Origin of the sequence: Microbacterium sp. 2216-1, from assembly GCF_046507855.1 — a bacterium.
GTDB lineage: Bacteria > Actinomycetota > Actinomycetes > Actinomycetales > Microbacteriaceae > Microbacterium > Microbacterium esteraromaticum_C.
Map to the genome: position 1 here is coordinate 515977 of NZ_JBKFTM010000001.1, position 25717 is coordinate 541693.

Genomic DNA, 25717 nt, shown 5'->3' on the forward strand with positions numbered 1-25717 from the left:
CGGCTTACGGGGTGAGAGAATTGAAGCGATGAACGAAGTCCAGGGGCCGACCCCCGCAGGAACCTCCCGCCCGTACCGATCCCTCGCCGATGCGCTACGCGCGCACCGGATCCCCGACGAGAACCACGAGTTCATCGTCGCCGTCACCGACGCCGTCGGTGTCACCTCCTACATCGACCGCGGTCGCTACATCGAGGCGCTGCGTCGCGACGGCGCCGCACTGCACATCGGCCGCACCTACACCAACGGGTTCACCGAAGACGAGCAGGTGCTCGTCGCCGGACGCGCGCTGCCGCTGCTTCCCAGCGAAGGACGCGCGCCGTACTTCTACGTCAACCACCCCAGCGTGCTCCCCGGGGCACCGTCCGCAGGCCGCTCCGGTTCGCGCTCCGGCTCGTCGCGCGCGAGCTCGGCGGCAAAACCGAAGGCCGAGCCCCGCGCGGTCAAGCCCAAGCCGATTGAGCGCGACTACGGCGTGTGCGATACGTGCTTCATGGTCAAGACCGCGGCCGGCCGCTGCGGTTGCGACGAGTGAGCAGCGCTCACGACAGTTCGGCCTGAACCCGGCGTGAGATCTCGGCGATCGGCATCGATCGCGGGAAGACGGCCACCACGACATCATCGGATGCCGCCTCGGCAGCGCCCGGAAGCACGCCGTAGCGGCGGCGGACGTCGTCCAGGGCGGTGCGCAGCACCGTCACGGGCACGTCCGCCCCACGCAGCAGCTGCCGCAGTACGTGATTGTGCACCGCGGTGACCAGCGCCGAGAAACCGACCGCATCGATCGGCGCCAGGCCCGGCAGGGCGCTGCGCAGGTACTCGTCGAACAGTCGCTCGTAGCGGAACACGGTGATGATCTCGCGCTCGCGCAGCACCGGCACCTCACGGACGACCTCGTAGCGGCGCCGCGCCAGAACGGGGTTCTGCACGAACGCGGTGAACACCTGCTCGGAGGCCTCGCATACGGCGGCCCACGGGTCTTCGTGCGGGCGGTCGAGGAACTCGCGCAGGTCATTCAGCATCTGCTCGTGATCGGTGAAGATCACATCCTCTTTGCCGCCGAACTGGCGGAAGAAGGTCGAGCGCGAGACTCCGGCGGCCTTGGCGATCTGCTCGACGGAGGTCGCCTCGAAGCCCTGCGTGGCGAACAGCTCGAGGGCGGCGGCGACAACGCCGGAGTGGAGCGGGGTCGGATGCTGCATATCGGAAGCCTAGACCCGGCGTGCTCGCGTTGTCGCGGGGCGGTAGTAGGCTTGAGGATCGGGTCGAATGATATCGACACCCGACACATTTGTCGCGTCCCACCCGCCGCAACCAGCGAAGGACTGCAGAGTGGATCTCTACGAGTACCAGGCACGAGACCTTTTCGAATCGTACGGAGTGCCGGTTCTTGCCGGCATCGTCGCGGATACGCCGGAGGAGGTGAAGGCGGCGGCCGAGAAGATCGGCGGTGTTGTCGTCGTGAAGGCGCAGGTCAAGACCGGTGGTCGCGGCAAGGCCGGCGGCGTCAAGGTCGCGAAGACTCCTGACGAGGCGTACGAGGCGGCCAAGGCCATCCTCGGCCTCGACATCAAGGGCCACATCGTCAAGCGCGTCATGGTCGCCCAGGGCGCCGCGATCGCCGACGAGTACTACTTCTCGGTGCTGCTCGACCGCGCCAACCGCTCGTACCTGTCGCTGTGCAGCGTCGAGGGCGGCATGGAGATCGAGCAGCTCGCCGTCGAGAAGCCCGAGGCGCTCGCGCGCATCGAGGTCGACCCGCTGGTCGGCATCAACAAGACCAAGGCGATCGAGATCGCCAAGGCAGCGAACTTCCCCGACGACCTCGTCTCGAAGGTCGCCGATGTGTTCGTGAAGCTCTACGACGTCTACAAGGGCGAGGACGCCACCCTCGTCGAGGTCAACCCGCTGGTGCGCACCGAGTCCGGTGACATCATCGCCCTCGACGGCAAGGTCACCCTCGACGACAACGGCTCCGAGGTGCGCCACCCCGCGCACGAGGCGCTCGAAGACAAGGACGCCGCCGACCCGCTCGAGGCCAAGGCCAAGGCCGCAGGCCTGAACTACGTCAAGCTCGACGGCCAGGTGGGCATCATCGGCAACGGCGCGGGCCTGGTCATGTCGACGCTCGACGTCGTCGCCTACGCCGGCGAGAACCACGGCGGCGTCAAGCCCGCCAACTTCCTCGACATCGGTGGCGGCGCCAACGCGCAGGTCATGGCCAGCGGCCTTGACGTCATCCTGGGCGACGAGCAGGTCAAGAGCGTGTTCGTCAACGTCTTCGGTGGCATCACCTCGTGCGTCGCTGTCGCAGAGGGCATCGTCAAGGCGCTCGAGATCCTCGGCGACGCGGCGACCAAGCCGCTCGTCGTGCGTCTCGACGGCAACCAGGTCGAAGAGGGTCGTGCGATCCTCGCCGAGGCCAACCACCCGCTGGTCACCCTTGCCGCAGGCATGGATGAGGGTGCCGACAAGGCCGCCGAGCTGGCGAACGCCTGAGCCCGACTGAGACTGCGAAGGACAGAAGATATGTCGATCTACCTCAACAAGGACTCCAAGGTCATCGTCCAGGGAATCACTGGCGGTGAAGGCACCAAGCACACCGCACTGATGCTCAAGGCCGGCACCAACATCGTCGGCGGTGTCAACGCCCGCAAGGCCGGCACCACCGTCACGCACGAGAAGCCGCACGAGGGCGAGATCGAGCTGCCCGTGTTCGGCTCGGTCGCCGAGGCCATGCAGAAGACCGGTGCCGACGTCTCGGTCGCCTTCGTGCCGCCGAAGTTCGCCAAGGACGCGATGATCGAGGCCATCGATGCCGAGATCCCGCTGCTCGTGGTGATCACCGAGGGCATCCCGGTCGGCGACAGCGCCGAGGCCTGGGCGTACGCCAAGTCCAAGGGCAACAAGACCCGCATCATCGGCCCGAACTGCCCCGGCATCATCACCCCCGGTGAGGCGCTCGCCGGCATCACCCCGGCGAACATCACCGGCAGCGGTCCCATCGGCCTGGTGTCGAAGTCGGGCACGCTGACGTACCAGATGATGTTCGAGCTGAAGGACATCGGCTTCTCGACCGCCATCGGCATCGGCGGCGACCCGGTCATCGGCACCACGCACATCGACGCGCTCGCCGCGTTCGAGGCCGACCCCGACACCAAGGCGATCGTCATGATCGGTGAGATCGGTGGCGACGCTGAAGAGCGTGCGGCCGAGTACATCAAGGCGAACGTCACCAAGCCGGTCGTCGGCTACGTGGCGGGCTTCACCGCTCCCGAGGGCAAGACCATGGGCCACGCCGGCGCCATCGTCTCGGGCTCGGCGGGCACCGCTCAGGCGAAGAAGGAGGCCCTGGAGGCCGCCGGTGTCAAGGTCGGCAAGACGCCGTCCGAGACCGCCGAACTGATGCGCGCGATCGTCGAGGCGCTGTAAGCACTCTGAAGCGAGTAGACTGATTCACGAAGGCCCCGAGCTCCACCTCGGGGCCTTCGTCATTCCCGGGGGCCTTCGTCGTTTCCTGGGTCTTCGTCGTTTCCGGCGACGGGGCGCGGCACGTGCACGGACGCTGCGCCCGGCCTGGCAGAATGGAGACATGCGCCCGTCGAGACTCCCGCACCTGCTGCGGGGTTCGGCGGCGGCAGCGGTGGCCACCTTCACCGCCTTGCTCTCGCACGTCGCGGCGGGCGGTGAGATGCCCGGATGGTTGGGCGTACTCGTTCCGTTGCTGCTGTCGATGATGGTCAGCGTCGTGCTGGCCGGACGTCGACTCTCGCTGCTGCGCCTGTCGCTGTCGGTGACGGTCAGCCAGTTCCTGTTCCACACGCTCTTCGTGCTCGGGGCGATCACGCCGTCCGGCATGGCGCTGGGGCACCAGCACGGCGCACCGCTCGTGCTGCCCGCGGCGGTGGGAGACCTCGCCCTCGTGGCGCCGGATGCCGGGATGTGGCTGGGCCACGCCCTGGCGGCCGGTGCGACGACGCTGCTGCTCTACCGCGGCGAGCGGGCGATCCAGCAACTGCTGCATGCCGCACGCACCGTCGTCGGCTGGGTCGTCGCCGTGCTCGCGCGCGCCCTGGTGCTGCCGGTCGAGGCGCGTCCGCGCGCCGCGCGGCCCGCGCCGGAGGGCGATGTCCGTTCGCACATCGCGCTGCGCGTGGTGCATCAGCTGGGCCGTCGCGGCCCGCCACTGTTCGCGATTCTCTGAGCGCCCCCACCCTCCGAGTGGTGCGGGGCGACGCCCGTCGATCACGGGCGACCTGCACGCACGGCTGAGCCGGCGTGCGCGGTCGCGCGCCCGCGCGCCCGCAGAAGAGTCTCGAAAGGCACCACTGACATGAACACCAACACCCGCCTGCGCACCACCCGCCGCGTCTCGATCGTCGCCGCAGCGCTGCTCGTCCTGACCGGCTGCTCACCCGTGGCCGAGGCCTCGTCAGCAGCGGGCGAGAGCGTCACGATGACCGACGGCTGGGTCAAGGCGGCCCCCGAGGGGATGACCGCAGCGTTCGGCACGCTCACCAACGATTCCGATGAGGATGTCGTGGTCGTCTCGGCGACCACCGAGGTCGCCGGATCGACCGAGCTGCACGAGATCGTCGTGGACGACGCCGGCAAGTCGACCATGCGCGAGGTCGAGAACGGCTTCACGATTCCCGCCGACGGCTCGCTCACCCTTGAGCCCGGCGCGGACCACCTCATGCTGATGGGGCTGACCGGGCCCGTCGTCGCGGGGGAGGAGCTCTCGTTCACCCTCACCTTCGCGGATGACTCCACCATGACGTTCACCGCCCCGGTGAAGGACTACTCCGGCGCGCAGGAGGAGTACTCCGACCACGACATGGACCACGACATGGACCACGACTCGGATCACGAGATGGACGACGAGTCGGGCCACGAAGGGCACGGCGAGAACTGATGTCGGCGCACGAGGTCAACGGGCCTCGGCGCGGCGCCACCCGGCGGCAGCTCCTCCTCGGAGGGGCTGCCGCCGGTGCGGGCGCGGCCGTGGCACTCGGAATCGATCGCGGCATAGCCGCGCGCGCGGCCGCCACTCCGGCGCCGCTCAACGGTGATGGGATCGTGCCCTTCCACGGGACGCACCAGGCCGGCATCGGCACCGACGCGCAGGCGCACGCCACGCTGGTCGCCCTCGACCTGCTCCCTGAGGCGGACCGCGAGGCGCTGCGCCGAATGATGCGCCTGCTGTCGGACGACGCCGCACGGCTGACCGCGGGCATCCCCGCCCTCGCGGACTCCGAGCCGGAACTGGCGGCATCCCCGGCGAACCTGACGGTGACGTTCGGATTCGGCCCGGCGTTCGTCGCGCGGGCCGGAGCCTCGGCGCCGACCTGGTTGGCGCCGCTGCCGCCGTTCTCGATCGACGCGCTGCTCGACGAGTTCAGCCATGGCGACCTGCTGCTGCAGATCGCCGCCGACGACCCGCTCACCGTGGCGCACGCGACGCGGATGCTCCTGAAGGACACCCGCAGTTTCGCAACCGTGCGCTGGCTGCAGCACGGCTTCCGTCGCGCCCACGGCACCGTGGCGCCCGGAACGACCATGCGCAACCTGTTCGGGCAGGTCGACGGCACCGAGAACGTTCGCCCCGGTACAGAGGCGTTCGACGACATCGTCTGGAGCCGTGACGGCTGGCTCGCGGGCGGCACCGGGATGGTCGTGCGGCGCATCCGCATGGACGTGGACAAATGGGACGAGGCCGACCGCATCGCCCGGGAGTTCTCCATCGGTCGTACGCTCGGAAACGGCGCACCCCTGACTGGTACGGATGAGCACGACGAACCGGACTTCGAGGCCAAGGGCCCGCGCGGGTTCCCCGTGATCGACGATCTGGCGCACATCCGTCGGGCGCGCTCATCCGACCCGCGTGAGCGCATCTTCCGACGCGCGTACAACTACGACGTGCCGCCGACCGGGACGTCCGTGTCGGAGTCGGGACTCGTCTTCATCTCGTTCCAGGCCGATGTCGCCCGGCAGTTCACCCCGATGCAGGAGCGTCTGGCGCAGGCAGACCTGCTGAACCTGTGGACGACCCCGATCGGCAGCGCCGTGTTCGCGATCCCGCCCGGATGCCGTGAGGGTGGGTACATCGGCGAGACCCTGCTGGAGGGCTGACCTCCGCCGCTCGGGCGGTGGCGACCGCGTCGAGCAACGCCGGATACACGAAAGGGGTCGGATGCCAGCATCCGACCCCTTTCGTGTGAAGCGCCTCAGATACTGGCGCCGAAGAGCATCTCGATCGGCCCGCGGGCGAAGAAGATCAGGAAGCCTGCGCCGACCACCCACAGCAACGGGCTGATCTGCTTGGCGCGGCCCGAGAACGCGTGGATGATCACCCAGCTGACGAAGCCCGCGCCGATGCCGTTGGCGATCGAGTACGTCAGCGGCATCACCGTGACGGTCAGGAACACCGGCAGCAGCACGCGGAAGTCGGCGAAGTCGATGTGACGGATCTGCGCCATCATCATCGCACCCACGATGATCAGGGCGGCCGCGGCGATCTCGGTCGGCACGATCGAGGTCAGCGGGGTCAAGAACATCGCGATCAGGAACATGCCGCCCGTGACGAGGTTCGCGAATCCGGTGCGCGCGCCCTCACCGATGCCAGCGCCCGACTCGATGAACACCGTGCTCGACGACGACGAGGTCGCACCACCGGCGATCGCACCGACACCCTCGACGACCAGCGCCGACTTGATGCGCGGGAAGTCGCCCTTCTTATCGGCGATGTCGGCCTCCTTCGCCAGGCCCGTCATGGTGCCCATGGCGTCGAAGAAGTTCGTGAACAGCAGCGTGAAGACGATCATCACCAGGGCGACCGAGCTGACCTTGCCCAGGTCGAACGTGAAGTCGACGGCACCGATCAGGCTGAGGTCGGGCACGCTGATCGGGGAGCCGTTCAGCGCGGGAACCGTCAGACCCCACCCGCCCGGGTTGACGATGTTGCCCTCGGCGTCGAAGGTGCGCGGGCCGATCTTCCAGATCGCCTCGACGATGACGGCCAGCACCGTACCGGTGACCAGACCGATCAGCATGCCGCCCTTGACGCGCAGGGCGACCAGCACGCCCGTGATCAGCAGGGTCACCACGAACAGCAGGGTCGGCACGGTGGCGACCGAGCCGTTCACGCCCAGGCCCACCGGGGGAGAGTTGGCGCCGGTCGCGGTGACGAAGCCCGAGTTGACGAAGCCGATGAAGGCGATGAACAGGCCGATGCCGACGGTGATCGCGATCTTCAGCTCGAACGGCACGGCATCGAAGATGGCCTTGCGTAGACCGGTGGCCGCCAGCAGCACGATCAGCGCGCCGTTGATCATCACCAGCGCCATCGCCTCGGGCCAGGTGACCTGGCCGACGACGCTGAAGGCCACGAACGCGTTGATGCCGAGCCCTGCCGCGAAGCCGAACGGCAGGCGGCTGATGAGCCCGAACAGGATCGTCATGACACCCGCGGTCAGCGCGGTGGCCGCGCCGACGGCGTTGAAGTCGAGCATGTTGCCGGCGACATCGGGTTTGCCGGCGAGGATGATCGGGTTGAGGATGACGATGTACGCCATCGTCACGAAGGTGACCAGACCACCGCGGATCTCAGCGCCGAAGCTGGACCCTCGCTTGGTGATCTCGAAGTAGCGGTCGAGTGAGCCGGTGGGTTTGGGCTCGGTGTCGGGGCGGGTAGGGGCAGTTGTCATCGAGAACCTCCGCTGTGAATCTATCGTGTCGGCGCCCGCGCGCGTGGCCGGGGCGGATGCCAACGATCCACGTCGTAGGCTCGAACAGTCATGCAACGCGTCACCGTCCTGCTTCTCGCCGCTCTCGACGCCGCCATCGCGGCGGCCGTGGGGCTGGCGGTCGTGCTCGCGCCACTCACCCTGCTGTGGGTGCTCGCGTTCGGCGCGAGCGCGCAATGGGGCGAACTGTGGCCACTCACGGGTGCGCTGTGGCAGTTCGGCCATGGCGTGCCGCTCGAGGTGGTTCTGCCGGATGAAGTGCTGTCTGCACTGGCGATCCCGAAGAGCGCTGCCCAGTTCGCGCTGTCCGTGCCGCCGCTCGCATTGCTTGCCTTCGGAGCGCTCTTCGCGGCGCGCTCGGGTCGTCGCGCGGCCGTCGCGGGATCCTGGGCGTACGGCGTCGCGTCGGGCGCCGTCACCTTCACGCTGATCACCGTGATCGTCGCGCTGACCGCGCAGGCCACGCTGCTGCGCGCGCCGCTGTGGGCGGCGATCGCCATCCCGGCATCCGTGTATCTCGCGGGACTGCTGATCGGCGCGCTGGTGCATGCCTGGACCGAGGGCGACGGCGGCTTCATCGACTGGTTGCACGACATCGTCGACGGATGGGATGACTGGTCTCCGGTGCCCGGCGAGGCGATCCGCGGGGCGAGCATCGCCCTGCTCGCCTTGACCGGCGCCGCGGGGCTCGGGTTCGCCGTGATGACGCTGCTGCGCGGTGGCGAGGTCATCGCGCTGTTCGAGGCCGCGCACGTCGATGCGCTCGGGGCGACCATGCTCACGATCGTGCATCTGGCGTACGTGCCCACCCTGCTGGTGTGGGCGGCCGCGTGGATCGCCGGCCCCGGATTCGCGATCGGCACCGGCACCTCCGTGTCGCCGGTCGGCACCGAGCTCGGACCGCTCCCGGGGTTCCCCGTGCTCGGTCTGGTGCCCGAGAACTCGTCGATCTGGATGCTGGTGATCGTGCTCGTCCCCATCGGGTGCGGTGCGCTCGCCGGTTGGATGGTGCGCTCGCGACTGGTGTGGGAGGGCATGGGCGACGCGTTCGCACCCCGCGCGGCGATCTCTGGTGGGATCGCGTTGCTGTCGGCGGGAGCCGCCGCTCTTGCTGCGGTACTCGCGTCCGGATCCATCGGCCCCGGGCGCATGGCCGAGGCCGGGCCCCACGTCGGCGCGTTCGCCCTCGCGGTCGGCGTCGAGGTGCTGATCGGCAGCGCCATCCTGCTGCTGACGCCGCGCCATCCGGACGAACTCGCCGAGGAGCGCACCGACCGCTGGAACGAAGAGATGGCCGCCCTCACCGCCCCGGTAGACTGACCGGGTGCTGACGCTCGCCGTTCTCATCTCTGGTACCGGCTCGAATCTTCGGGCCCTGCTCGAGGCCGCCAGCCACCCCGATTTCCCGGCGCGTGTGGTCGCCGTCGGAGCCGATCGGGATGCGGCCGGTCTCGCGCACGCCGAGGAGTTCGGCATCCCCTCGTTCACGGTGCCCTACACGGCGTACGCCACCCGCGAGGACTGGGGCGCCGAGCTCGCCGCGCAGCTCGATGTCTGGCGGCCCGACCTGATCGTGCTCAGCGGACTCATGCGGCTGCTGCCCGCCGCTGTGGTCGACCGGTACGCCCCGAACATCATCAACACGCACCCCGCGTATCTGCCCGAGTTCCCCGGCGCCCACGGCGTGCGTGACGCGCTCGCCGCCGGGGTGACGCAGACCGGCGCCAGCGTGATCGTGGTCGACGCCGGGGTCGACAGCGGTCCCATCGTCGCCCAGGAGCGCATCCCGGTACTGCCCGGAGACACCGAGGCCACTCTGCACGAGCGCATCAAACCCGTCGAGCGGCGCCTGCTCATCGACGTGGTGCAGCGCATCGCGACCGGCGACCTGCCGCTGGCATCCTGACCGCCCGAACGACACCCGCACGAACGAAGGAGCACCCTCATGGCCGGCCCCCGCCTTGACCCCTCGCTGTACCGCGACCGCGACCTGGTCCCGATCCGGCGCGCGCTGGTGTCGGTCAGTGACAAGTCCGGCCTGCTCGAACTGGCCGCCGCGCTGGCGGCATCCGGTGTCGAGATCGTCTCGACCGGCTCGACCGCACAGACCATCCGCGACGCCGGGCACGAGGTGACCGACGTCGCCGCCGTCACCGGTGTCGCCGAGATGCTCGACGGCCGCGTGAAGACGCTGCACCCGAACGTGCATGGCGGCCTGCTCGCCGACCTGCGCCTGCAGGACCACGAGAGCCAGCTCGCCGACCTCGGCATCGAGCCCTTCGAACTCGTGGTGGTCAACCTGTACCCGTTCGTCGAGACGGTGGCATCCGGTGCCGAGCCCGACGCGATCGTCGAGCAGATAGACATCGGCGGCCCCGCGATGGTGCGCGCCGCGGCCAAGAACCACGCCAACGTCGCCATCGTCGTCTCGCCCGAGTCGTACCCGGCGATCATCGAATCGGTGACAGAGGGCGGCACGACGCTCGTGCAGCGCCGCGAACTCGCCGCCCGCGCGTTCGCGCACACCGCCAACTACGACTCCGCGGTCGCGCAGTGGTTCGCCGAGGGCACCCTCGCCGAGGCCGGCGATCTGCCCGCGCACCTCACCGTCAAGGCCGAGCGCCTGGCGACGCTGCGCTACGGCGAGAACTCGCATCAGCGCGGCGCCATCTACACCCGCGCGGGTGGTCACGGCATCGCCCAGGCCACGCAGCTGCAGGGCAAGGAGATGTCGTACAACAACTACGTCGATGCGGATGCCGCGCTGCGCGCCGCATACGACATGGTGTTGCCCGCGGTGGCGATCATCAAGCACGCCAACCCGTGCGGTATCGCCACGACCGCTCCCAACGCGCTCGACCCGATCGCCAGCGCGCACCTGCGCGCCCACGAGTGTGACCCGGTGTCGGCGTACGGCGGTGTGATCGCGGCGAACGGCACCGTGACGCTGAAGATGGCCGAGAACCTCAAGGACATCTTCACCGAGGTGATCGTGGCCCCCGCTTTCGAGCCGGCGGCACTGGAGGTCTTCAAGGCCAAGAAGAACCTGCGTCTGCTGCAGCTGCCCGACGACTGGCAGCAGGAGCGTATGGACGTGCGTCTCGTCTCGGGCGGTCTGCTGCTGCAGGACGCCGACCGGTTCCCCGACGACATCTTCTCGGTCGCCAAGGGCTGGGAGCTCGTCTCGGGCGAGCGCCCCCATGACGCCGAGATGGAGAACCTGATCTTCTCGTGGAAGGCGTGCCGCGCCGTCAAGTCGAACGCGATCGTGCTGGCCAAGGGCAACGCGACCGTCGGCGTCGGCATGGGGCAGGTCAACCGTGTCGACTCGTGCCGCCTCGCGGTCGAGCGCGCCGGTGACCGGGCAGCCGGTTCGGTGGCGGCATCCGATGCGTTCTTCCCGTTCGCCGACGGACCGCAGGTGCTCATCGACGCCGGGATCACGGCGATCGTGCAGCCGGGTGGATCGGTGCGCGACGCCGAGGTGATCGACGCGGCTCGCAAGGCGGGCGTGACGATGTTCTTCACCGGCGAGCGTCACTTCTTCCACTGACTCACGCGGGGCTCGGAGTCTGACGCTCCCCGGGTCAGCCCGCCGACACCCCTATCTATCGCCGAGACCCCCTGTTGCAGGCGCCTGCAGCAGGGGGTCTCGGCGTGTACTGGGGGTGTCGGCGATAGGGGCCGGCCGGGGTGGAGGCAGGGCGCGGTGAGGCGGCGGATCAGATCGTCGCGGAGCTCAGCAGGATGCTCGTCTCGCTGTCGCGGATGCCATCGATGCCGCGGATGACGCTCAGCGTCTCGTCGAATGAGGCCAGGCTGTCGCAGCTGATGTCGGCCACCAGGTCCCACCGCCCGTTGGTGGTGTGCAGCGACGCGATCTGCGGCACGCCCCGCAGGCTGCGGATCACCTCTCGGGTGTTGCGACCCTCGACGGCGATCAGCATGATGGCCCGCACGATCGAGGTCTCGGCAGGGTCGTGTACGCGCACCGAGAAACCGACGATCACCCCGCTCTCGACGAGCCGCTTCAAGCGGCTGTCGACGGTGGCACGGGTGACGCCCAGGCGGCGGGCGAGGTTGACCACCGACTCGCGACTGTTCGCGCGCAGCAGAGACAGCAGGCGGCGATCGAGGTCATCGAGGGAACTCATTCTTCAGAACTTACATCCTGACTAATCAGATTGCATGATCTGCGATGCAAATGATCCAGGTTGCTGATTGAAAGTGCCATCGCGGGCCTCGTAGATTGGGATCTCCACGAGAGAGAGGATGGGCGATGGTCCGTTTCGTCGATGTTCCGAACATGCGCCGCTGGCTGATCAGCACCGGTATCGAGCGTGCCATCGAGGGGATCGCCGACACTCTCGTGGAGGACTTCCGCCGCTGGGAGCAGTTCGACCGCACCGCACGCGTCGCCAGCCACTCCGACATCGGCGTGATCGAGCTGATGCCGACCAGCGATGGCGAGCAGTACGGCTTCAAGTACGTCAACGGCCACCCGAGCAACCCCGGGCGGGGCCTGCAGACCGTTACCGCCTTCGGTGTGCTGGCCGACGTCGACAGCGGCTACCCCACGCTGTGGACCGAGATGACCATCCTCACGGCACTGCGCACCGCCGCGACGTCTGCGATGGTCGCCCGCGTGCTCGCTCCGGCGGATGCCACGACGATGGCCATGATCGGCACCGGCAGCCAGGCCGAGTTCCAGGCTCTGGCCTTCCGCGCTCTACTGGGCATCACGCACCTGCGTGTGTGGGACACCGACCCGAACGCGCTCGACGTGTTCGCGCGCAACATGCGCCCGCTGGGCTTCGAGATCGTGCGTGCGTCGAGTGCCGCCGAGGCGGTCGCGGGTGCGCAGATCATCACGACCTGCACGGCCGACAAGGCCAACGCCACAGTGCTCACCGACGACATGGTGGGCCCCGGCGTGCACATCAACGCGATCGGTGGGGACTGCCCGGGCAAGACCGAGCTCGACGCCCGTATTCTGCACCGCGCCGAGATCTTCGTGGAGTACCCGCCGCAGACCCGCATCGAGGGCGAGGTCCAGCAGCTCGACCCCGAGCACCCCGTCACCGAGCTGTGGCGCGTGCTGCGCGGCGAGGCCGCGGGTCGGGCATCCGCCGACCAGATCACGGTGTTCGACTCGGTCGGCTTCGCCGTCGAGGACTTCTCGGCCCTGCGCTACCTCGCCGCCGCGATCGAGGGTACCGACTTCTACACCGAGGTCGACATCATCGCCGAGCCCGAAGACCCCAAGAACCTCTTCGCGCTCGTCGCCGAGGGCGCCGCCGCGCCCGCACTGGCGTGAGAGCAGCTTCGGCGCAGGCGCCGGGCGCGGTGGTGATGATCCGTCCCCACCGATTCCGTCCGAACCCGCAGACGGCCGCCGACAACACCTTCCAGCGTCCCGCCGACCACGACGTCTCGCGCGAGGCGTACGACGTGTGCACGCAGGTCGCCGAGCGTCTCACCGAGGCGGGTGTGCGCGTGCACGTGTTCGAGGACGAGGGCGACGCCCACCCCGACAGCGTCTTCCCGAACAACTGGTTCTCGACACACGCCGGCGGCCGGGTCGCGGTGTACCCCATGTACACGCCGAACCGGCGAGGTGAGCGTCGTGCCGACATCATCGAGATGCTCAAGGCGCAGTACCGGGTGCAGGAGGTCATCGACTACTCGGGGCTCGAACCCGACGACCTGTTCCTTGAGGGCACCGGAGCGATGGTGCTCGACCACGTTTCACGGATCGCCTATGCGGTGCGCTCGAACCGCTGCGACCCGGTGCTCGTGGAGCGCTTCTGCACGGTGTTCGGGTATGAACCGGTCGTCTTCGATGCGGTCGACCCCGACGGGGTGCCGATCTATCACACCAACGTCATGATGTGCATCGGCACCGACATCGCCCTCATCGGGCTGGACGCGATCGTCGGCGACGCGCGCCGCGACGAGATCGCGCGGCGCATCCGCGAGACCGGGCGCACGCTGATCGAGCTGACGGCTCAGCAGGTCGCCTCGTTCGCGGGGAACGCGCTGGAACTGCGTGGGCGCGGCGGCGAGCGGATGCTGGTGATCTCCGAGACCGGCTATCGCAGTCTGACCGATGAGCAGGTGCAGACACTGTCGGCATCGTGCCGGATCGTACCCGTCGATGTCGCGCCGATCGAGCTCGCCGGCGGTTCCGTGCGTTGCATGCTCGCAGGCATCCACCTCGACGCGCGCTGAGCACTCGTCCGAGAGCAGCGCGAACAGACCGTACTGCCGTGTCCGATTTCCGCCAGCCCGGCGGTCGTGACCGTGTCACGATGGACGTATGAGCCTCACAACCGAGCACGCCGAGCGGTACCGGGCGATCAGTGCGCGCGACACGCGGTTCGACGGGCAGTTCGTCACAGCGGTGCGCTCGACCGGCATCTACTGCCGGCCGAGTTGCCCCGCGCGCACCCCGAAGCCCGAGAACGTGACGTTCTACCCGACCAGTGCCGCCGCGCACGAAGCGGGGTACCGGGCCTGCAAGCGCTGCCTGCCCGAGGCTGCTCCGGGCTCGCCGGCATGGAACCTGCGCGGAGACGTGGCCGCGCGGGCGATGCGGCTGATCGCCGCCGGAACGGTGGAGCACGAGGGCGTGCCGGGGCTCGCGCAGCGTCTGGGATACTCGCCCCGGCATCTCACCCGTCTGCTGAACGCCGAACTCGGCGCCGGCCCTCTCGCCCTGGCTCGTGCGCACCGAGCGCATACCGCTCGCATGCTGCTGGTCGGCACCGATCTGCCGGTCGCCGAGGTCGCCTTCTCGGCCGGCTTCTCCAGCATCCGCCAGTGCAACGACACGATCCGCGAGGTCTTCGCGATGACTCCGGGTGAGCTGCGGGCCCGGCGTCGCGGCGCCATCGGCGCCGAGAGCGGAGTCATCGACCTGCTGCTGCCGCATCGCGCGCCGATGGATGCCGGTGGCGTGTTCGCCTGGATGGCCGACCGTGCGCTGCCCGGGATGGAGGTCGCCACCGCGACGTCCTTCGCGCGGAACCTGCGGATGCCCGGCGGACCCGCACATCTCGAGGTGCGGCAGACCCCAGAAGGGCAGTTGCGTCTGCGTGCTCGTGTCACCCGACTGGGAGACCTCGCCCCGCTCGTCTCGACCGCGCGGCGACTGTTCGACCTCGACGCCGATCCGCAGGCCGTTGACGAGGCGCTCAGCGCGCATCCGCAGCTCGCGCCCCGCGTGGCGGCGCTCGCCGGCATCCGCGTGCCCGGCGCCGCCGACCCGCACGAGATGCTCATCCGCGCCATGGTCGGCCAGCAGATCACCGTCGCGGCCGCGCGCACGGCGCTGACGGCGCTGGTCGAGCACCTGGGGGAGCGCACCGCTGACGGCGGAATGCTGTTCCCGACCATGGCTGCGATCGCCGAGCACGGTACCGACGTGCTGCGCGGCCCTGCCGCGCGCATCCGCGCGATCACCGGGGCAGCGGCGGCGCTCGCCGACGGGTCGCTGACCCTCACGGTCGGCGACGACGCGGCCGAGCAGCGGCAGCGGCTGCTCGCGATGCCGGGTATCGGACCGTGGACGGCGGACTATGTGCGGATGCGGGTGATCGGCGACCCCGATGTGTTCCTGCCCGGCGATGTCGCCATGCGCGCCGGAGCTGCCGCCTGCGGTCTACCGGGCGAGGCGAAGCCCCTCGCCGAGTGGGCCACGCGCGTGGCGCCCTGGCGCAGTTACCTCACCGCGCACCTCTGGCGCGCGGCGCCCGTGCGGGCGCCACGCCAGACGAAGACAACCCTGAAGGAGTCCTCATGACCGCTCTCATCCAGACCATCGACACCCCTGACGGCGCCCTGACGATCCTTGCCGACGCCCAGCAGCGCGTGCTCGCCTCTGGCTGGAGCGCCGATCACGCCCAGATCGTCGCGCGGGTGCATCCGTCGTTGCGCCCTGACGGAATCGCGGACGGGGCGACGGATGCTGCCGACGCTGCCCGCGCGTACTACGCGGGCGACCTGTCGGCGATCGACGGTGTCGTCGTGCGCCTGCACGGCACCGAACTGCAGCGAGCCGGTTGGGAGGCGCTGCGCCGGATCACGCCGGGCAGCCCGCTGACCTACAGCGAGTTCGCGGTCGAGCTCGGCAGCCCCCAGGCGGTGCGCGCAGCGGCATCCATCTGTGCCCGCAACGCACCCGCCCTGTTTGTACCGTGTCATCGCGTGCTGCGCGCCGACGGGACGCTCGGCGGCTTCGCCTGGGGGCTGGAGGTCAAGCAACGCCTGCTCGCGCGCGAAGCGGTGGGTGTCGGCTGAACTGCCGGGCGGTCAGCCGACGCGGGTCACATCCGCCAGGTGGATGTAGGCGCTCTCGGTGGCGTGCACGAGCGTGACGACCATGTCGTTGATCGGCGTCGGCACTCCGGCGCGGCGCCCTTCGCGGGCGACCGCGCCGTTGATCGCATCGATCTCGCTGCGCCGTCGCAGCACGCCGTCCAGCCGCACCGACGGATAGGCGTCGCCGATTCTGGTGCCGAGGTGCCGGATGTGGTCGATCGGGTCGCCGACATCGAGGGTGACCCCCAGCGCTGACGCGACGTCGATCGCCTCCTGTGCGCACCCGCCGCCGATCTCCCACGCGGCGGGCGTGTCGATGATGCGACCGATGGGCAGGCCGGTCAGGAACGAGGTTCCCGAGAACGCCGCGTTCATGATCAGCTTCTCCCACACCATCTGGTCGAGGTCGTCGAACAGTGCTACGCCGAAGCCTGCGCTGGTCCACACCTCTCCGCCTCGCTCGAGCGCTTCACGGGAGAGTCCACGGTACGAGCCGAACCGCGTGATCTCGCGACCGTTGTGGTGAGCCTCGCCGGGCGTCGGCACCGATGCCCCGAAGCCGCCGACGACACCGACGGCGATGCGGTCGGGGTCGATGTGCTCCGCAGCGATCTGCGGGGAACCGAGTCCGTTCTGCACGGTCTGAACGATGGTGTGCTCGGCGAGCAGCGGTGCCACCGACTGCGCTGCGGCGGCGATGTCGTATGCCTTGGTCGCGATGATCACCAGATCGCAGGTGCCGATGCCGTCGGTCGTCGTCGACATCGACGCGAGGCGTACCGTGCGGTCGCCGCTGTCGCCGTACACGCGCAGCCCGCGTTCGTTCACCGCGGCGACGTGGTCGGTCCACAGTGTGACTCCGTGCACTTCGTGACCGGCTTCTTGCATCAAGCCGGCATAGACAGAGCCCATGGCTCCGCATCCGACGACAGCGACCTTTGCCATGCGTATGTCCTCTCGAGTCAGTGGAAGCCAGTGGTCTTACCTCTGGGTGATCCCCATCATGACCGACGCGGCGCTGAGTTTCAATCAAAGTCCGGAGATTCCTCGCGAAATCGGGTCATCCGGCGGGGTTGGCACGGAATGCTGGCAAATTGTATCCAGAAGTTCTAGCATGAGGATTTCCAGCCTTCCCACGTGAGGAGATACCCATGACAGGCACGACGCCCACGAGCGCACTCGCAGGCCTGCGCGTGATCGACGCGGCCTCGCTCGCCGCCGCACCCCTGGTGGCCACCTATCTGGCCGAGTTCGGTGCCGAGGTGATCAAGGTCGAAGACCCGAACGCCGGCGACGCGTTGCGCGCCTGGGGCGTGCGCAAGGACGGCGTCGGCCTGATGTGGAAGAGCGTCGCGCGCAACAAGAAGCCCGTCACCGCGAATCTGCGCACCTCCGCGGGGCAGGAGCTGCTCAAGCAGCTCGCCGGTGAGGCCGACGTCATCATCTTCAACACTCGGCCGAGCACGCTCGAGAAGTGGGGGCTCGACTACGAGTCGCTTCGCGAGACGCATCCGCACCTGATCTACCTGCACATCACCGCATTCGGCGAGGGTGGCCCCGACACCGACCGTCCGGGGTTCGGAACGCTGGGCGAGGCGATGAGCGGGTTCGCCCACACCACGGGTGAGGCCGACGGCCCGCCCACGCTGCCGTCCTTCATGCTGGCGGATGGTGTCGCATCATTGAACGCGGTGTACGCCGTGCTGATCGCGCTCTACCACCGCGACGTGCGCGGAGGTGGCGGGCAGAAGATCGATGTGAATCTGGTCGAGCCGTTGGCGCGGCTGCTCGAGCAGTCGGTGCTGACCTTCGACCAGCTCGGCGAGAACCCGGCGCGCACGGGCAACCGCTGGGCGATCACCGTGCCGCGCAACACGTACAAGACCCAGGACGGGCGGTGGATCGTGATGTCGGGCAGTGCCCCGTCAATCGCGTTGCGCGTCTACAAGGCGATCGGTCGACCGGAGCTGGTCGACGACCCCGCCTACGCCGATCCGCAGCAGCGGTTGCAGCGCGCCGACGAGATCGATGCCATGGTCGCCGACTGGATCGGCGCGCACCCGTTCGATGACGTCATGCGCATCTTCGCCGACGAGCAGGTCGCCGTCGCCCCGGTCTACGACGCCGAGCAGCTTCTCGCCGACCCGCACCACCAGGCGCGTGGGACCTTCGTGCGGATGCCGGATGCCGACCTCGGCAGTATGCGTGTGCAGGTGCCCGTGCCCCGGTTGTCGGTCACGCCGGGACGAGTCGAGCATCTCGGGCGCGAGCTCGGCGCCGACAGCTCCGAGATCTACGCGTCGTGGCTCGGACTGGACGAGGCCCGAATCGGCGAACTGCGCGCCGCCGGCGCCGTCTGACCGGCAGCTGCCCGGAGATGCCGAAAGCCCCTTTCGCCTGAACGCAGGCGAAAGGGGCTTCGTGGTGGTGGTGAGCACTCGCTCGATCAGACCCCGAGGATCTTCTCGGCGCGCTCCACGATCGCGTAGTCGACCAGTCGGCCATCGTGCACGATGGCCCCCGAGCCGGCTGCCTCTGCGGCGGCGAACAGTTCGAGGATCATACGGGCGTTCGCCTTCTCGGCGTCAGACGCCTCGAACCCACGGTTGCTCAGGGGGACCTGGTTCGGGTGGATGAGCATCTTGCCGCGGAACCCGAACTGCCGTGCCTGGCGGCACATCGCGAGAAAACGCTCGTCCTCCTGGAACGCGATGAAGGGGCCGTCGAGGGGTTTGGAGACGCCCGCCGCGCGCGCCGCCAACACCAGTGCGGAGCGCGCGTAGAGCAGCTCCTCCGCGCTGTCGGAGTGGTCGAGTCCATCGATGTCGAGGTCGCGCATGAAGTCGTGTGCGCCGAAGATCGCCGTCTCGATGCGGGGGCTCGCCGCGAGGATCTGTCGTGCGTCGGCGATGCCCAGCGCCGACTCGATGAGGATCAGCATCCGCGTCGAGCCTGGGGCCACACCGTGCAAGCGCTCCGCCTCGCCGATCCACTCGTCTGCGGCGCGCACCGTCTCGACGTCCTCGACCTTCGGCAGCACGATGCCGTTCAGGTCGGGCTGGATGACGGCCTCGATGTCGGCCTGCGTGCGCCCGGTCGACGGGTGGTTGACCCGGACGTAGCTGCGCACGTCGGGGATGCTCGCGATGCCCGCTCTGGCCAGTGCTCGTGCCGCGGTCTTGTTGGCGTCGGCGACGGCATCCTCGAGGTCGAGGGCCGCGGCGTCGGGGCGGATCTCGTTCATCTTCTGCACCCGGCGTTCGTTGTCGGCCGGGCAGAAGAGCAGTGAGCGCAGCGGCGCCGGCGCTTCGGGGGCGGGTGCTTCAGTCATCAGACGACCTTGTCTCTCGTTCTTCGGCGATGGCATCGCCGATGCAATCTGGATACAATCGAAGATAGGGCGAGGGTGCGTGGTGGTCAAGTCTCGGACCTCGGGTGGATATCCGGCGCAGAAGCCTGAAAAATCAGCGAATCACAACGAAAGTGAGCATGCCATGTCTGAGATCGTTCGTCCTCGCCGCTCTGCTCTGTACGTGCCCGGTGCGAACTCCCGTGCCCTGGAGAAGTCTACTGGTCTAGCCGCTGACATGATCATTCTCGATCTGGAGGACGCCGTGGCGCCGGCAGAGAAAGAAGCGTCGCGCACGCGCGTCTGCGCCGCGATCGAATCCCGGGCCTTCGGCCGTCGCGAAGTTCTGGTGCGCGTGAACGCTCGCGGTACGTCCTGGCATTGGGACGACCTGCGCGCCGTCGCAGCGACGCCTGCGCACGGGGTTCTGGTTCCGAAGGTGGACTCACCGCACGAGGCCGCGCGACTCGCGGATGCCCTTGACGAGCTCGATGCGCCGCAGACGCTGAGGCTGTGGGTCATGATCGAGACCCCGCGCGCGGTGCTGGCCGCCGCCGAGATCGCCGCATCGAGCGACCGGATCGAGGGGCTCGTGATCGGCACGAACGACCTCGTGAACGATCTGGGTGCGCTGCATGTGCCGGGGCGGATGCCCGTGCTCTCGTCGCTGTCGCACACGATCCTTGCGGCCAGGGCGTCGGGCAAGGCGGTTCTGGACGGGGTCTACAACGCCGTGCGCGACACCGAGGGCTTCGTCGCCGAGGCCGCCCAGGGGCGTGCGCTGGGTTTCGACGGCAAGACGCTGGTGCACCCCGCGCAGATCGGGCCGGCCAACGCGGCCTTCGGCCCTTCAGAGGTTGATGTGCAACGGGCGCATGAGGTCATCGATGCCTTCTCGCAGGCCGAGGCCGCGGGCGAGGGCGTCACCGTGGTCGACGGTCAGATGATCGAGCACCTCCATGTCGTGCACGCTCGCCGCGTGCTTGCGCTGCAGGCGCAGATCGAGGCGTTGACGACCGCTGCGTGACGTGCGCGAGGGGCTCCGTGTGAGCATCCACGTCACGCGATAGCGTGAACGTGAAGGAGTCCCGATGAACAAGCGCCAACCGTTACCCGTCGACCCGATCGCCGAAGCGAAGCGGCAGTGGGTGCTTCACGGGTGGGCCGATGCCGCCTCGGGGATGTCGGCCGTGACCTCCATCATCCGCGCACAGCAGCTCATGCTCACCAGAGTGGAGCGCACCCTCAAGCCGTTCGACCTGTCGTTCGCGCGATTCGAGATGCTGCGCCTGCTCGCGTTCACCCGGGAGGGGCGGATGCCGATGGCGAGCGTCATCGCCCGCCTGCAGGTGCATCCGACGAGCGTCACGAACGCGGTGAACCGGCTGGTGAGCGACGGCCTGGTCGAGCGCGCTCCGCACCCCGAGGACGGCCGGGCCGCGATGGTCGTGCTCACGCCCTCGGGGCGCGAACTGATCGAAGAAGCCACCGTCGCCCTCAACGCCGTCTTCACCGAGCCGGGAATGCCCGACGACGACACTCTGGAGCTCGTGCGGATCCTGGCACGGTTCCGCAAGAGCGAGGGGGACTTCAGCGACCCCGTCGCACCGCCGGATCCGCTGTGATCGAACGGGCGGCCGTCAGCCGTCGATCGATGAGCTCTGCGCGCGGATCATCTCGATGATGCCGGAGAAGTCCCGGTGCGCACCATCGCCTTCGGCGTACGCACGGAACATGTCGCGCGCGTGGATGCCGAGTTGGGCGTCGACACCGGTGAGTGCGATCGCGGCCTCGGCCAGGCCCAGATCCTTCGACATCAAGGCGCCGGCGAACCCCGGTCGGTAGTCGTCGTTCGCCGGACTCGTGGTGACCGGGCCGGGTACAGGGCAGTTCGTGGTCAGGGCCCAGCACTGGCCCGAGGCGTTGGACGCCACATCGAACAGCGCTTGATGGCCCAGCCCGAGCCGCTCCCCGAGGACGAAGGCCTCAGCGACCGCGATCTGCGTGATGCCGAGGATCATGTTGTTGCACACCTTCGCCGCCTGCCCCAGGCCGGATCCGCCGCAGTGCACGATCCGTTCGCCCATGATCTGCAGCACCGGGAGCGCCGCGGCGAAGTCCTCGTCGCTGCCGCCGACCATGAACGCCAGTGTTCCGCGCTGCGCGCCGATCACACCACCCGACACCGGGGCATCCGCCGCACGGTGCCCGGCCGTCAGCGCGAGGTCGTGCGCGCGGCGTGCTTCATCGACGGCGATCGTCGAGCAGTCCAGGAAGAGCGTGCCCGGGGATGCCGAGGCGAGCAGGCCCGGAGTGTGCTCGTCGCCCTGGTAGGCCGCGATCACATGAGCGCCCGTCGGGAGCATGGTGATGACGATCTCGGCGCCGGCCACGGCGGCATTCGGATTGGCGGCGACCTCGATCCCGTTCGCGCGTGCGGCATCGCGCGCGGCCGAGACGGGATCGAAACCGAGAACACGGTGCCCGGCCGCCACGAGATTGGCGGCCATCGGGCCGCCCATGTGGCCCAGACCGAGAAAAGCGATGTCAGACATGAGGGTTCCCCTTCACGAGGTGAGTGCGGTGGTGAGTAGCAGGTCGTGATCGCCGTGCGGCGCGAAGTACGCGTCGACCAGCGCGCGGTCCTGTTCGTTGTAGGGCTGCCAGCGCGGCCGGCGGTCCTTGTCGATGACCTGTGCGCGCACACCCTCGACGAAGTCGGGTGCCGCGTGCGCGTGACGTGAGACGCGGTACTCCTGCCCGAGCGCCTGCTCCAGAGTGTCGAGCGTCGCGGCGCGCCGCAGCGACTCCAGGGTCACGGCCAGCGCCATCGGCGACTGCCGAGCCATCGCAGCGGCTGCGCGGTCGGCATCCGCCCCGCCGGTCATCCGCAGCCGGTGAGCGATGCCGCTGATCGAGTCGGCGGCGAACGCGGCGTCGATCCACTCGCGCGCCGAGGCCAACGGGGGAGCACCTGCGTCCGTGCTGAGCAGCAGCACGGCCTCACCCGCTTCCATGCTCTCCAGGGCGGTGAGCAGTCGCGGAATCCGCTCGGAGGGCACGAACGCATCGCTCAGGCCCAGGAGCATCGCATCCGCGGCATTCAGCGTGGCGGCGGTGAGCGCCGCGAATGTGCCCAGGTGTCCTGGCGCATTCGCGAGCAGCCAGGTCGCACCGACATCGGGGACGAAGCCGATGCTCACCTCGGGCAGCCCGAGTGAGCTGCGCTCGGTGACCACACGGTGAGAGGCGTGCGCCGAGATGCCGATCCCGCCGCCCAGCACGATGCCGTCCTGGACCGCCACGATCGGCTTGTCGTACCGGGCGATCTGCGCGTTGAGTCGGTACTCGTCGTACCAGAACGCGGCCGAGGCGGCGCCGTCACCCGAGCGGGCGTCGTGATACAGGCTGACGATGTCGCCACCCGCGCAGAGGCCGCGCTCGCCCGCACCCGTGATCGCGACCGTCCGAACCGAGTCGTCCTGCGCCCAGTCATCCAGGGCCGCGCGCATCGCAAGCACCATCGGGTGGGTGAGGGCGTTGATCGCGCGCGGGCGGTTCAGGGTGATCACCCCGACCCGCCCGCGCCGTTCGATCAGCACATCCGGTGTGGCATCCGCCGTCATCGTGCGCCCGCCAGCAGCCCGCGGCCCACGATCAGCCGCATGATCTCGTTCGTGCCCTCGAGGATCTGGTGCACGCGCAGATCGCGGACCACGCGTTCGATGCCGTACTCGTGCAGGTAGCCGTAGCCACCGTGCAGCTGCAGCGCCTCATTGGCGACCCGGAACCCTGCGTCGGTGGCGAACCTCTTGGCCAGTGCGCAGGCGGAAGCGGCATCCGACGACTTCTCGTCCATCTGGGCCGCCGCACGCGAGAGCAGCGCACGGGCCGCCTGCAGATCGGTCTCCATATCGGCCAACGCGAACATGATCGACTGGTTCGCCGCGAGCGGGGCGCCGAACGCCTCGCGGTCCTTCACATAGGCGATGGCCCGGTCGAGCGTCCACTGCGCCCCACCCAGCGAGCAGGCGCCCATGTTCACCCGCCCGCCGTTGAGGCCCTTCATGGCGATGGCGAAGCCCTCGCCCTCTTCACTCAGGCGATTGGTCACCGGCACGCGGACGCCGTCGAAGACCACCTGTCGCGTGGGCTGGGCGTTCCACCCCATCTTCCGCTCGTTCGGGCCGAACGAGAGGCCCGCCGCATCCGCGGGCACGAGGATCGCGCTGATGCCGCGCGCGCCGGAATCGGATGCCCCGGTGCGCGCCATCACGAGGTATACCGCCGAGGTGCCCGCGCCGGAGATGAACTGCTTGGTGCCGTTGAGCACGTACTCGTCGCCGTCGCGGGTCGCCGTCGTGGTGATCGCCGCGGCATCCGATCCGGCGCCGGGCTCGGTGAGGCAGTAGCTGCCGAGGTCGGTCATCGCGACCAGTCCGGGAAGCCACTGCTCGCGCTGCTGCTGATCACCGAACTCATCGATCATCCACGCCACCATGTTGTGGATCGAGATGTAGGCGGCGATCGTCGTGTCGCCCTTTGCGAGCTCCTCGAAGATCGCCACCGCGTCGAGACGCGACAGGCCGGAGCCGCCGACGTCCTCACGCACGTAGATGCCGCCGAGGCCGAGCTCTCCGGCATCCTGCAGGGCGTCGACCGGGAAGTGCTTGTCGGCATCCCAGTTCGCGGCGTGCGGTGCGAGCCGCGCGGTCGCGAAGTCGCGCACGGCGTCGACGAGCGCGGTGCGCTCTTCTGTCGTCAGTGTCGCGTACATGATCAGTGCATCGTCGGGATGACGAAGCTCGCGCCTTCCTTGAGATCGTGCGAGAGCCAGCGGCTGGTCACTGTCTTGGTCTTCGTGTAGAAGCGGAAGGCATCGGGGCCGTGCTGGTTCAGATCCCCGAAGCCGGACTTCTTCCAGCCGCCGAACGTGTGGTAGGCGATCGGTACCGGGATCGGCACGTTCACGCCCACCATGCCGACGTTCACGCGCGCAGCGAAGTCGCGAGCCGCGTCGCCGTCGCGGGTGAAGATCGACACGCCGTTGCCGTACTCATGATCGGTGGCCATTGCGAGTGCCTGCTCGAAGTCGTCGGCGCGGGCGATGAACAGCACCGGGCCGAACACCTCTTCCTTGTACACCGTCATGTCGGTGGTGACGTGGTCGAACAGGGTCGGGCCGAGATAGAAGCCCGATTCGTAGCCCTCGACGGTGTAGCCGCGGCCGTCGGCGAGCAGCTGAGCCCCCTCGTCGATGCCCTTCTGGATGTATCCCTCGACGCGGGCGAGCGCGTCGGCCGAGACCAGCGGGCCGTAGTCCACGCCGTCGGCGAGTGCGGGGCCGACGCGCAGTGCTGCGACGCGCTCGGCGAGCTTGACGGCAAGGGCATCCGCGGTCTGACGGCCCACCGGGACGGCGACCGAGATCGCCATGCAGCGCTCACCGGCCGAGCCGTAGCCGGCGCCGATCAGGGCGTCGGCGGCCTGGTCGAGATCGGCATCCGGCATGATGATCATGTGGTTCTTCGCACCGCCGAAGCACTGCGCCCGCTTGCCGTTCTGTGCGGCCGTCTCGTAGATGTACTGCGCGATGGGGGTCGAGCCGACGAAGCCCACCGCGTGCACGCGATCGTCGTGCAGGATCGCGTCGACGGATTCCTTGTCGCCGTTGACGACGTTCAGCACACCGGCGGGCAGGCCCGCCTCGAGGAACAGCTCCGCGATGCGCAGCGGGACCGAGGGGTCGCGCTCGCTGGGCTTGAGGATGAACGCGTTGCCCGCGGCGATCGCCGGGCCGATCTTCCACAGCGGGATCATGGCGGGGAAGTTGAACGGGGTGATGCCCGCCACGACGCCGAGTGGCTGACGCATCGAGTAGACATCGATTCCGGTGCCCGCGCCCGTGGAGTATTCGCCCTTGAGCAGGTGCGGCGCGCCTGCGGCGAACTCGATGACCTCGACCCCGCGCTGGATGTCGCCCAGCGAGTCCTCGTAGGTCTTGCCGTGCTCGCGGGACAGCGTCTTGGCCAGCTCCGGGGCCGCCTCTGCGATCAGTTCGAGGAACTTCAGCAGCACCCGTGCCCGCTTCTGCGGGTTCGTCGCACCCCACGCGATCTGCGCTTCTTCGGCGTTCGCGATGGCTGCCTGCACCTCGGCCGCGGTGGCGAGCGGCACGCGCGCCTGCACCTCGCCGGTGGACGGGTCGTACACGTCGCTGAAACGACCGGAGGTGCCGGCGACGTGCTCGCCGCCGATGAAGTGGGTGAGTTCACGGGTCATTGTGAAGCGTCCTTCCGTG

General features: G+C 68.9%; 25 protein-coding genes. 16 read left to right on the forward strand and 9 right to left on the reverse strand.

Features of this window, described 5'->3' with window-relative positions; all coding sequences use genetic code 11:
- Positions 1-28 precede the first annotated feature (28 nt).
- Positions 29-535, forward strand: a complete 507-nt coding sequence (locus ACLD0U_RS02325; RefSeq protein WP_179411555.1) for a hypothetical protein — start codon at positions 29-31, stop codon at positions 533-535.
- Positions 536-542: 7 nt separating this feature from the next.
- On the opposite strand, the gene ACLD0U_RS02330 is transcribed toward ACLD0U_RS02325, so the two are convergent.
- Positions 543-1202, reverse strand: coding sequence for a TetR/AcrR family transcriptional regulator (locus tag ACLD0U_RS02330; protein WP_179411554.1), 660 nt, complete (start codon positions 1200-1202; stop codon positions 543-545).
- Positions 1203-1332: 130 nt separating this feature from the next.
- On the opposite strand from ACLD0U_RS02330, the gene sucC reads away from it, so the two are divergent.
- The 5 genes from sucC to ACLD0U_RS02355 all read left to right on the forward strand — a co-directional run bounded on the left by sucC (position 1333) and on the right by ACLD0U_RS02355 (position 6132).
- A complete protein-coding gene (gene sucC / locus ACLD0U_RS02335; protein WP_206823063.1) occupies positions 1333-2499 on the forward strand; it encodes an ADP-forming succinate--CoA ligase subunit beta in 1167 nt (388 codons plus the stop codon).
- Positions 2500-2529: 30 nt separating this feature from the next.
- Positions 2530-3432, forward strand: a complete 903-nt coding sequence (gene sucD, locus ACLD0U_RS02340; protein ID WP_179411552.1) for a succinate--CoA ligase subunit alpha — start codon at positions 2530-2532, stop codon at positions 3430-3432.
- Positions 3433-3592: 160 nt separating this feature from the next.
- On the forward strand, positions 3593-4204 hold the full coding sequence (locus ACLD0U_RS02345) for a hypothetical protein (RefSeq protein ID WP_410339721.1): 612 nt from the start codon (positions 3593-3595) through the stop codon (positions 4202-4204).
- Between the two features lie 129 nt (positions 4205-4333).
- Positions 4334-4915 carry a copper chaperone PCu(A)C gene (locus tag ACLD0U_RS02350; protein ID WP_410339722.1) on the forward strand — a complete coding sequence of 194 codons (582 nt, stop codon included), beginning with the start codon at positions 4334-4336 and terminating at the stop codon, positions 4913-4915.
- Entirely contained in the window at positions 4915-6132 is a 1218-nt protein-coding gene (locus tag ACLD0U_RS02355; RefSeq protein WP_410339723.1) for a Dyp-type peroxidase, read from the forward strand. The genes ACLD0U_RS02350 and ACLD0U_RS02355 overlap by 1 nt, the downstream gene beginning before the upstream one ends.
- A gap of 95 nt (positions 6133-6227) precedes the next feature.
- On the opposite strand, the gene ACLD0U_RS02360 is transcribed toward ACLD0U_RS02355, so the two are convergent.
- Positions 6228-7706 (reverse strand): NCS2 family permease, encoded by a 1479-nt coding sequence (locus ACLD0U_RS02360; protein WP_179411548.1) that lies wholly within the window; start codon positions 7704-7706, stop codon positions 6228-6230.
- Positions 7707-7796: 90 nt separating this feature from the next.
- Here ACLD0U_RS02360 and ACLD0U_RS02365 point away from each other — a divergent pair, with 90 nt between their 5' ends.
- The 3 genes from ACLD0U_RS02365 to purH are packed head-to-tail and all read left to right on the forward strand — an operon-like array spanning position 7797 to position 11298.
- Positions 7797-9065, forward strand: a complete 1269-nt coding sequence (locus tag ACLD0U_RS02365) for a DUF6350 family protein (RefSeq protein WP_206820896.1) — start codon at positions 7797-7799, stop codon at positions 9063-9065.
- Positions 9066-9069: 4 nt separating this feature from the next.
- On the forward strand, positions 9070-9651 hold the full coding sequence (purN, locus tag ACLD0U_RS02370; protein ID WP_179411546.1) for a phosphoribosylglycinamide formyltransferase: 582 nt from the start codon (positions 9070-9072) through the stop codon (positions 9649-9651).
- Between the two features lie 39 nt (positions 9652-9690).
- A complete protein-coding gene (purH, locus tag ACLD0U_RS02375; protein WP_410339724.1) occupies positions 9691-11298 on the forward strand; it encodes a bifunctional phosphoribosylaminoimidazolecarboxamide formyltransferase/IMP cyclohydrolase in 1608 nt (535 codons plus the stop codon).
- 169 nt (positions 11299-11467) lie between these two features.
- Here purH and ACLD0U_RS02380 read toward each other — a convergent pair whose 3' ends face one another.
- Entirely contained in the window at positions 11468-11899 is a 432-nt protein-coding gene (locus tag ACLD0U_RS02380) for an Lrp/AsnC family transcriptional regulator (RefSeq protein WP_179411544.1), read from the reverse strand.
- Between the two features lie 125 nt (positions 11900-12024).
- Between ACLD0U_RS02380 and ACLD0U_RS02385 the strand changes: the two genes are divergently transcribed.
- The 4 genes from ACLD0U_RS02385 (at position 12025) to ACLD0U_RS02400 (ending at position 16046) form a co-directional block, all read left to right on the forward strand.
- Positions 12025-13062 carry an ornithine cyclodeaminase gene (locus tag ACLD0U_RS02385; RefSeq protein ID WP_410339725.1) on the forward strand — a complete coding sequence of 346 codons (1038 nt, stop codon included), beginning with the start codon at positions 12025-12027 and terminating at the stop codon, positions 13060-13062.
- Between the two features lie 35 nt (positions 13063-13097).
- On the forward strand, positions 13098-13976 hold the full coding sequence (ctlX, locus tag ACLD0U_RS02390) for a citrulline utilization hydrolase CtlX (protein WP_206823075.1): 879 nt from the start codon (positions 13098-13100) through the stop codon (positions 13974-13976).
- 88 nt (positions 13977-14064) lie between these two features.
- On the forward strand, positions 14065-15549 hold the full coding sequence (locus ACLD0U_RS02395; protein WP_410339726.1) for a DNA-3-methyladenine glycosylase 2 family protein: 1485 nt from the start codon (positions 14065-14067) through the stop codon (positions 15547-15549).
- Complete coding sequence (locus ACLD0U_RS02400; RefSeq protein ID WP_410339727.1) at positions 15546-16046, forward strand: methylated-DNA--[protein]-cysteine S-methyltransferase; 501 nt, start codon at positions 15546-15548, stop codon at positions 16044-16046. Before ACLD0U_RS02395 ends, ACLD0U_RS02400 begins: the two co-directional genes overlap by 4 nt.
- Before the next feature lie 12 nt (positions 16047-16058).
- Here the strand turns inward: ACLD0U_RS02400 and ACLD0U_RS02405 are convergent, their stop codons facing one another.
- Positions 16059-17012 carry a ketopantoate reductase family protein gene (locus ACLD0U_RS02405; protein ID WP_179411539.1) on the reverse strand — a complete coding sequence of 318 codons (954 nt, stop codon included), beginning with the start codon at positions 17010-17012 and terminating at the stop codon, positions 16059-16061.
- Between the two features lie 206 nt (positions 17013-17218).
- Here ACLD0U_RS02405 and ACLD0U_RS02410 point away from each other — a divergent pair, with 206 nt between their 5' ends.
- Positions 17219-18427, forward strand: a complete 1209-nt coding sequence (locus tag ACLD0U_RS02410; RefSeq protein WP_410339728.1) for a CaiB/BaiF CoA transferase family protein — start codon at positions 17219-17221, stop codon at positions 18425-18427.
- 86 nt (positions 18428-18513) lie between these two features.
- Here ACLD0U_RS02410 and ACLD0U_RS02415 read toward each other — a convergent pair whose 3' ends face one another.
- On the reverse strand, positions 18514-19398 hold the full coding sequence (locus ACLD0U_RS02415; RefSeq protein ID WP_206823083.1) for an HpcH/HpaI aldolase/citrate lyase family protein: 885 nt from the start codon (positions 19396-19398) through the stop codon (positions 18514-18516).
- A gap of 163 nt (positions 19399-19561) precedes the next feature.
- Between ACLD0U_RS02415 and ACLD0U_RS02420 the strand changes: the two genes are divergently transcribed.
- On the forward strand, positions 19562-20443 hold the full coding sequence (locus tag ACLD0U_RS02420) for an HpcH/HpaI aldolase/citrate lyase family protein (protein ID WP_410339729.1): 882 nt from the start codon (positions 19562-19564) through the stop codon (positions 20441-20443).
- A 64-nt stretch (positions 20444-20507) separates the two neighbouring features.
- Positions 20508-21041, forward strand: a complete 534-nt coding sequence (locus ACLD0U_RS02425; protein ID WP_179411535.1) for a MarR family winged helix-turn-helix transcriptional regulator — start codon at positions 20508-20510, stop codon at positions 21039-21041.
- A 15-nt stretch (positions 21042-21056) separates the two neighbouring features.
- Here ACLD0U_RS02425 and mmsB read toward each other — a convergent pair whose 3' ends face one another.
- The 4 genes from mmsB to ACLD0U_RS02445 are packed head-to-tail and all read right to left on the reverse strand — an operon-like array spanning position 21057 to position 25698.
- Positions 21057-21971: a 3-hydroxyisobutyrate dehydrogenase gene (mmsB, locus tag ACLD0U_RS02430; RefSeq protein WP_410339730.1), complete on the reverse strand. Its 915-nt coding sequence runs from the start codon at positions 21969-21971 to the stop codon at positions 21057-21059.
- 12 nt (positions 21972-21983) lie between these two features.
- Positions 21984-23042, reverse strand: coding sequence for a 3-hydroxyisobutyryl-CoA hydrolase (locus ACLD0U_RS02435; RefSeq protein WP_179411533.1), 1059 nt, complete (start codon positions 23040-23042; stop codon positions 21984-21986).
- Positions 23039-24193 (reverse strand): acyl-CoA dehydrogenase family protein, encoded by a 1155-nt coding sequence (locus tag ACLD0U_RS02440; RefSeq protein ID WP_274368518.1) that lies wholly within the window; start codon positions 24191-24193, stop codon positions 23039-23041. The genes ACLD0U_RS02435 and ACLD0U_RS02440 overlap by 4 nt, the downstream gene beginning before the upstream one ends.
- Before the next feature lie 2 nt (positions 24194-24195).
- Positions 24196-25698, reverse strand: coding sequence for a CoA-acylating methylmalonate-semialdehyde dehydrogenase (locus tag ACLD0U_RS02445; protein WP_410339731.1), 1503 nt, complete (start codon positions 25696-25698; stop codon positions 24196-24198).
- Positions 25699-25717: the final 19 nt, after the last annotated feature.

Coding starts and splice junctions, on each gene's coding strand:
- ACLD0U_RS02325 (WP_179411555.1), top strand. CDS start 29: ATGAACGAAGTCCAGGGGCCGACCCCCGCAGGAACCTCCCGCCCGTAC.
- ACLD0U_RS02330 (WP_179411554.1), bottom strand. CDS start 1,202: ATGCAGCATCCGACCCCGCTCCACTCCGGCGTTGTCGCCGCCGCCCTC.
- sucD (WP_179411552.1), top strand. CDS start 2,530: ATGTCGATCTACCTCAACAAGGACTCCAAGGTCATCGTCCAGGGAATC.
- ACLD0U_RS02345 (WP_410339721.1), top strand. CDS start 3,593: ATGCGCCCGTCGAGACTCCCGCACCTGCTGCGGGGTTCGGCGGCGGCA.
- ACLD0U_RS02350 (WP_410339722.1), top strand. CDS start 4,334: ATGAACACCAACACCCGCCTGCGCACCACCCGCCGCGTCTCGATCGTC.
- ACLD0U_RS02355 (WP_410339723.1), top strand. CDS start 4,915: ATGTCGGCGCACGAGGTCAACGGGCCTCGGCGCGGCGCCACCCGGCGG.
- ACLD0U_RS02360 (WP_179411548.1), bottom strand. CDS start 7,706: ATGACAACTGCCCCTACCCGCCCCGACACCGAGCCCAAACCCACCGGC.
- ACLD0U_RS02365 (WP_206820896.1), top strand. CDS start 7,797: ATGCAACGCGTCACCGTCCTGCTTCTCGCCGCTCTCGACGCCGCCATC.
- purH (WP_410339724.1), top strand. CDS start 9,691: ATGGCCGGCCCCCGCCTTGACCCCTCGCTGTACCGCGACCGCGACCTG.
- ACLD0U_RS02380 (WP_179411544.1), bottom strand. CDS start 11,899: ATGAGTTCCCTCGATGACCTCGATCGCCGCCTGCTGTCTCTGCTGCGC.
- ACLD0U_RS02385 (WP_410339725.1), top strand. CDS start 12,025: ATGGTCCGTTTCGTCGATGTTCCGAACATGCGCCGCTGGCTGATCAGC.
- ctlX (WP_206823075.1), top strand. CDS start 13,098: ATGATCCGTCCCCACCGATTCCGTCCGAACCCGCAGACGGCCGCCGAC.
- ACLD0U_RS02395 (WP_410339726.1), top strand. CDS start 14,065: ATGAGCCTCACAACCGAGCACGCCGAGCGGTACCGGGCGATCAGTGCG.
- ACLD0U_RS02400 (WP_410339727.1), top strand. CDS start 15,546: ATGACCGCTCTCATCCAGACCATCGACACCCCTGACGGCGCCCTGACG.
- ACLD0U_RS02405 (WP_179411539.1), bottom strand. CDS start 17,012: ATGGCAAAGGTCGCTGTCGTCGGATGCGGAGCCATGGGCTCTGTCTAT.
- ACLD0U_RS02410 (WP_410339728.1), top strand. CDS start 17,219: ATGACAGGCACGACGCCCACGAGCGCACTCGCAGGCCTGCGCGTGATC.
- ACLD0U_RS02415 (WP_206823083.1), bottom strand. CDS start 19,398: ATGACTGAAGCACCCGCCCCCGAAGCGCCGGCGCCGCTGCGCTCACTG.
- ACLD0U_RS02420 (WP_410339729.1), top strand. CDS start 19,562: ATGTCTGAGATCGTTCGTCCTCGCCGCTCTGCTCTGTACGTGCCCGGT.
- ACLD0U_RS02425 (WP_179411535.1), top strand. CDS start 20,508: ATGAACAAGCGCCAACCGTTACCCGTCGACCCGATCGCCGAAGCGAAG.
- mmsB (WP_410339730.1), bottom strand. CDS start 21,971: ATGTCTGACATCGCTTTTCTCGGTCTGGGCCACATGGGCGGCCCGATG.
- ACLD0U_RS02435 (WP_179411533.1), bottom strand. CDS start 23,042: ATGACGGCGGATGCCACACCGGATGTGCTGATCGAACGGCGCGGGCGG.
- ACLD0U_RS02440 (WP_274368518.1), bottom strand. CDS start 24,193: ATGTACGCGACACTGACGACAGAAGAGCGCACCGCGCTCGTCGACGCC.
- ACLD0U_RS02445 (WP_410339731.1), bottom strand. CDS start 25,698: ATGACCCGTGAACTCACCCACTTCATCGGCGGCGAGCACGTCGCCGGC.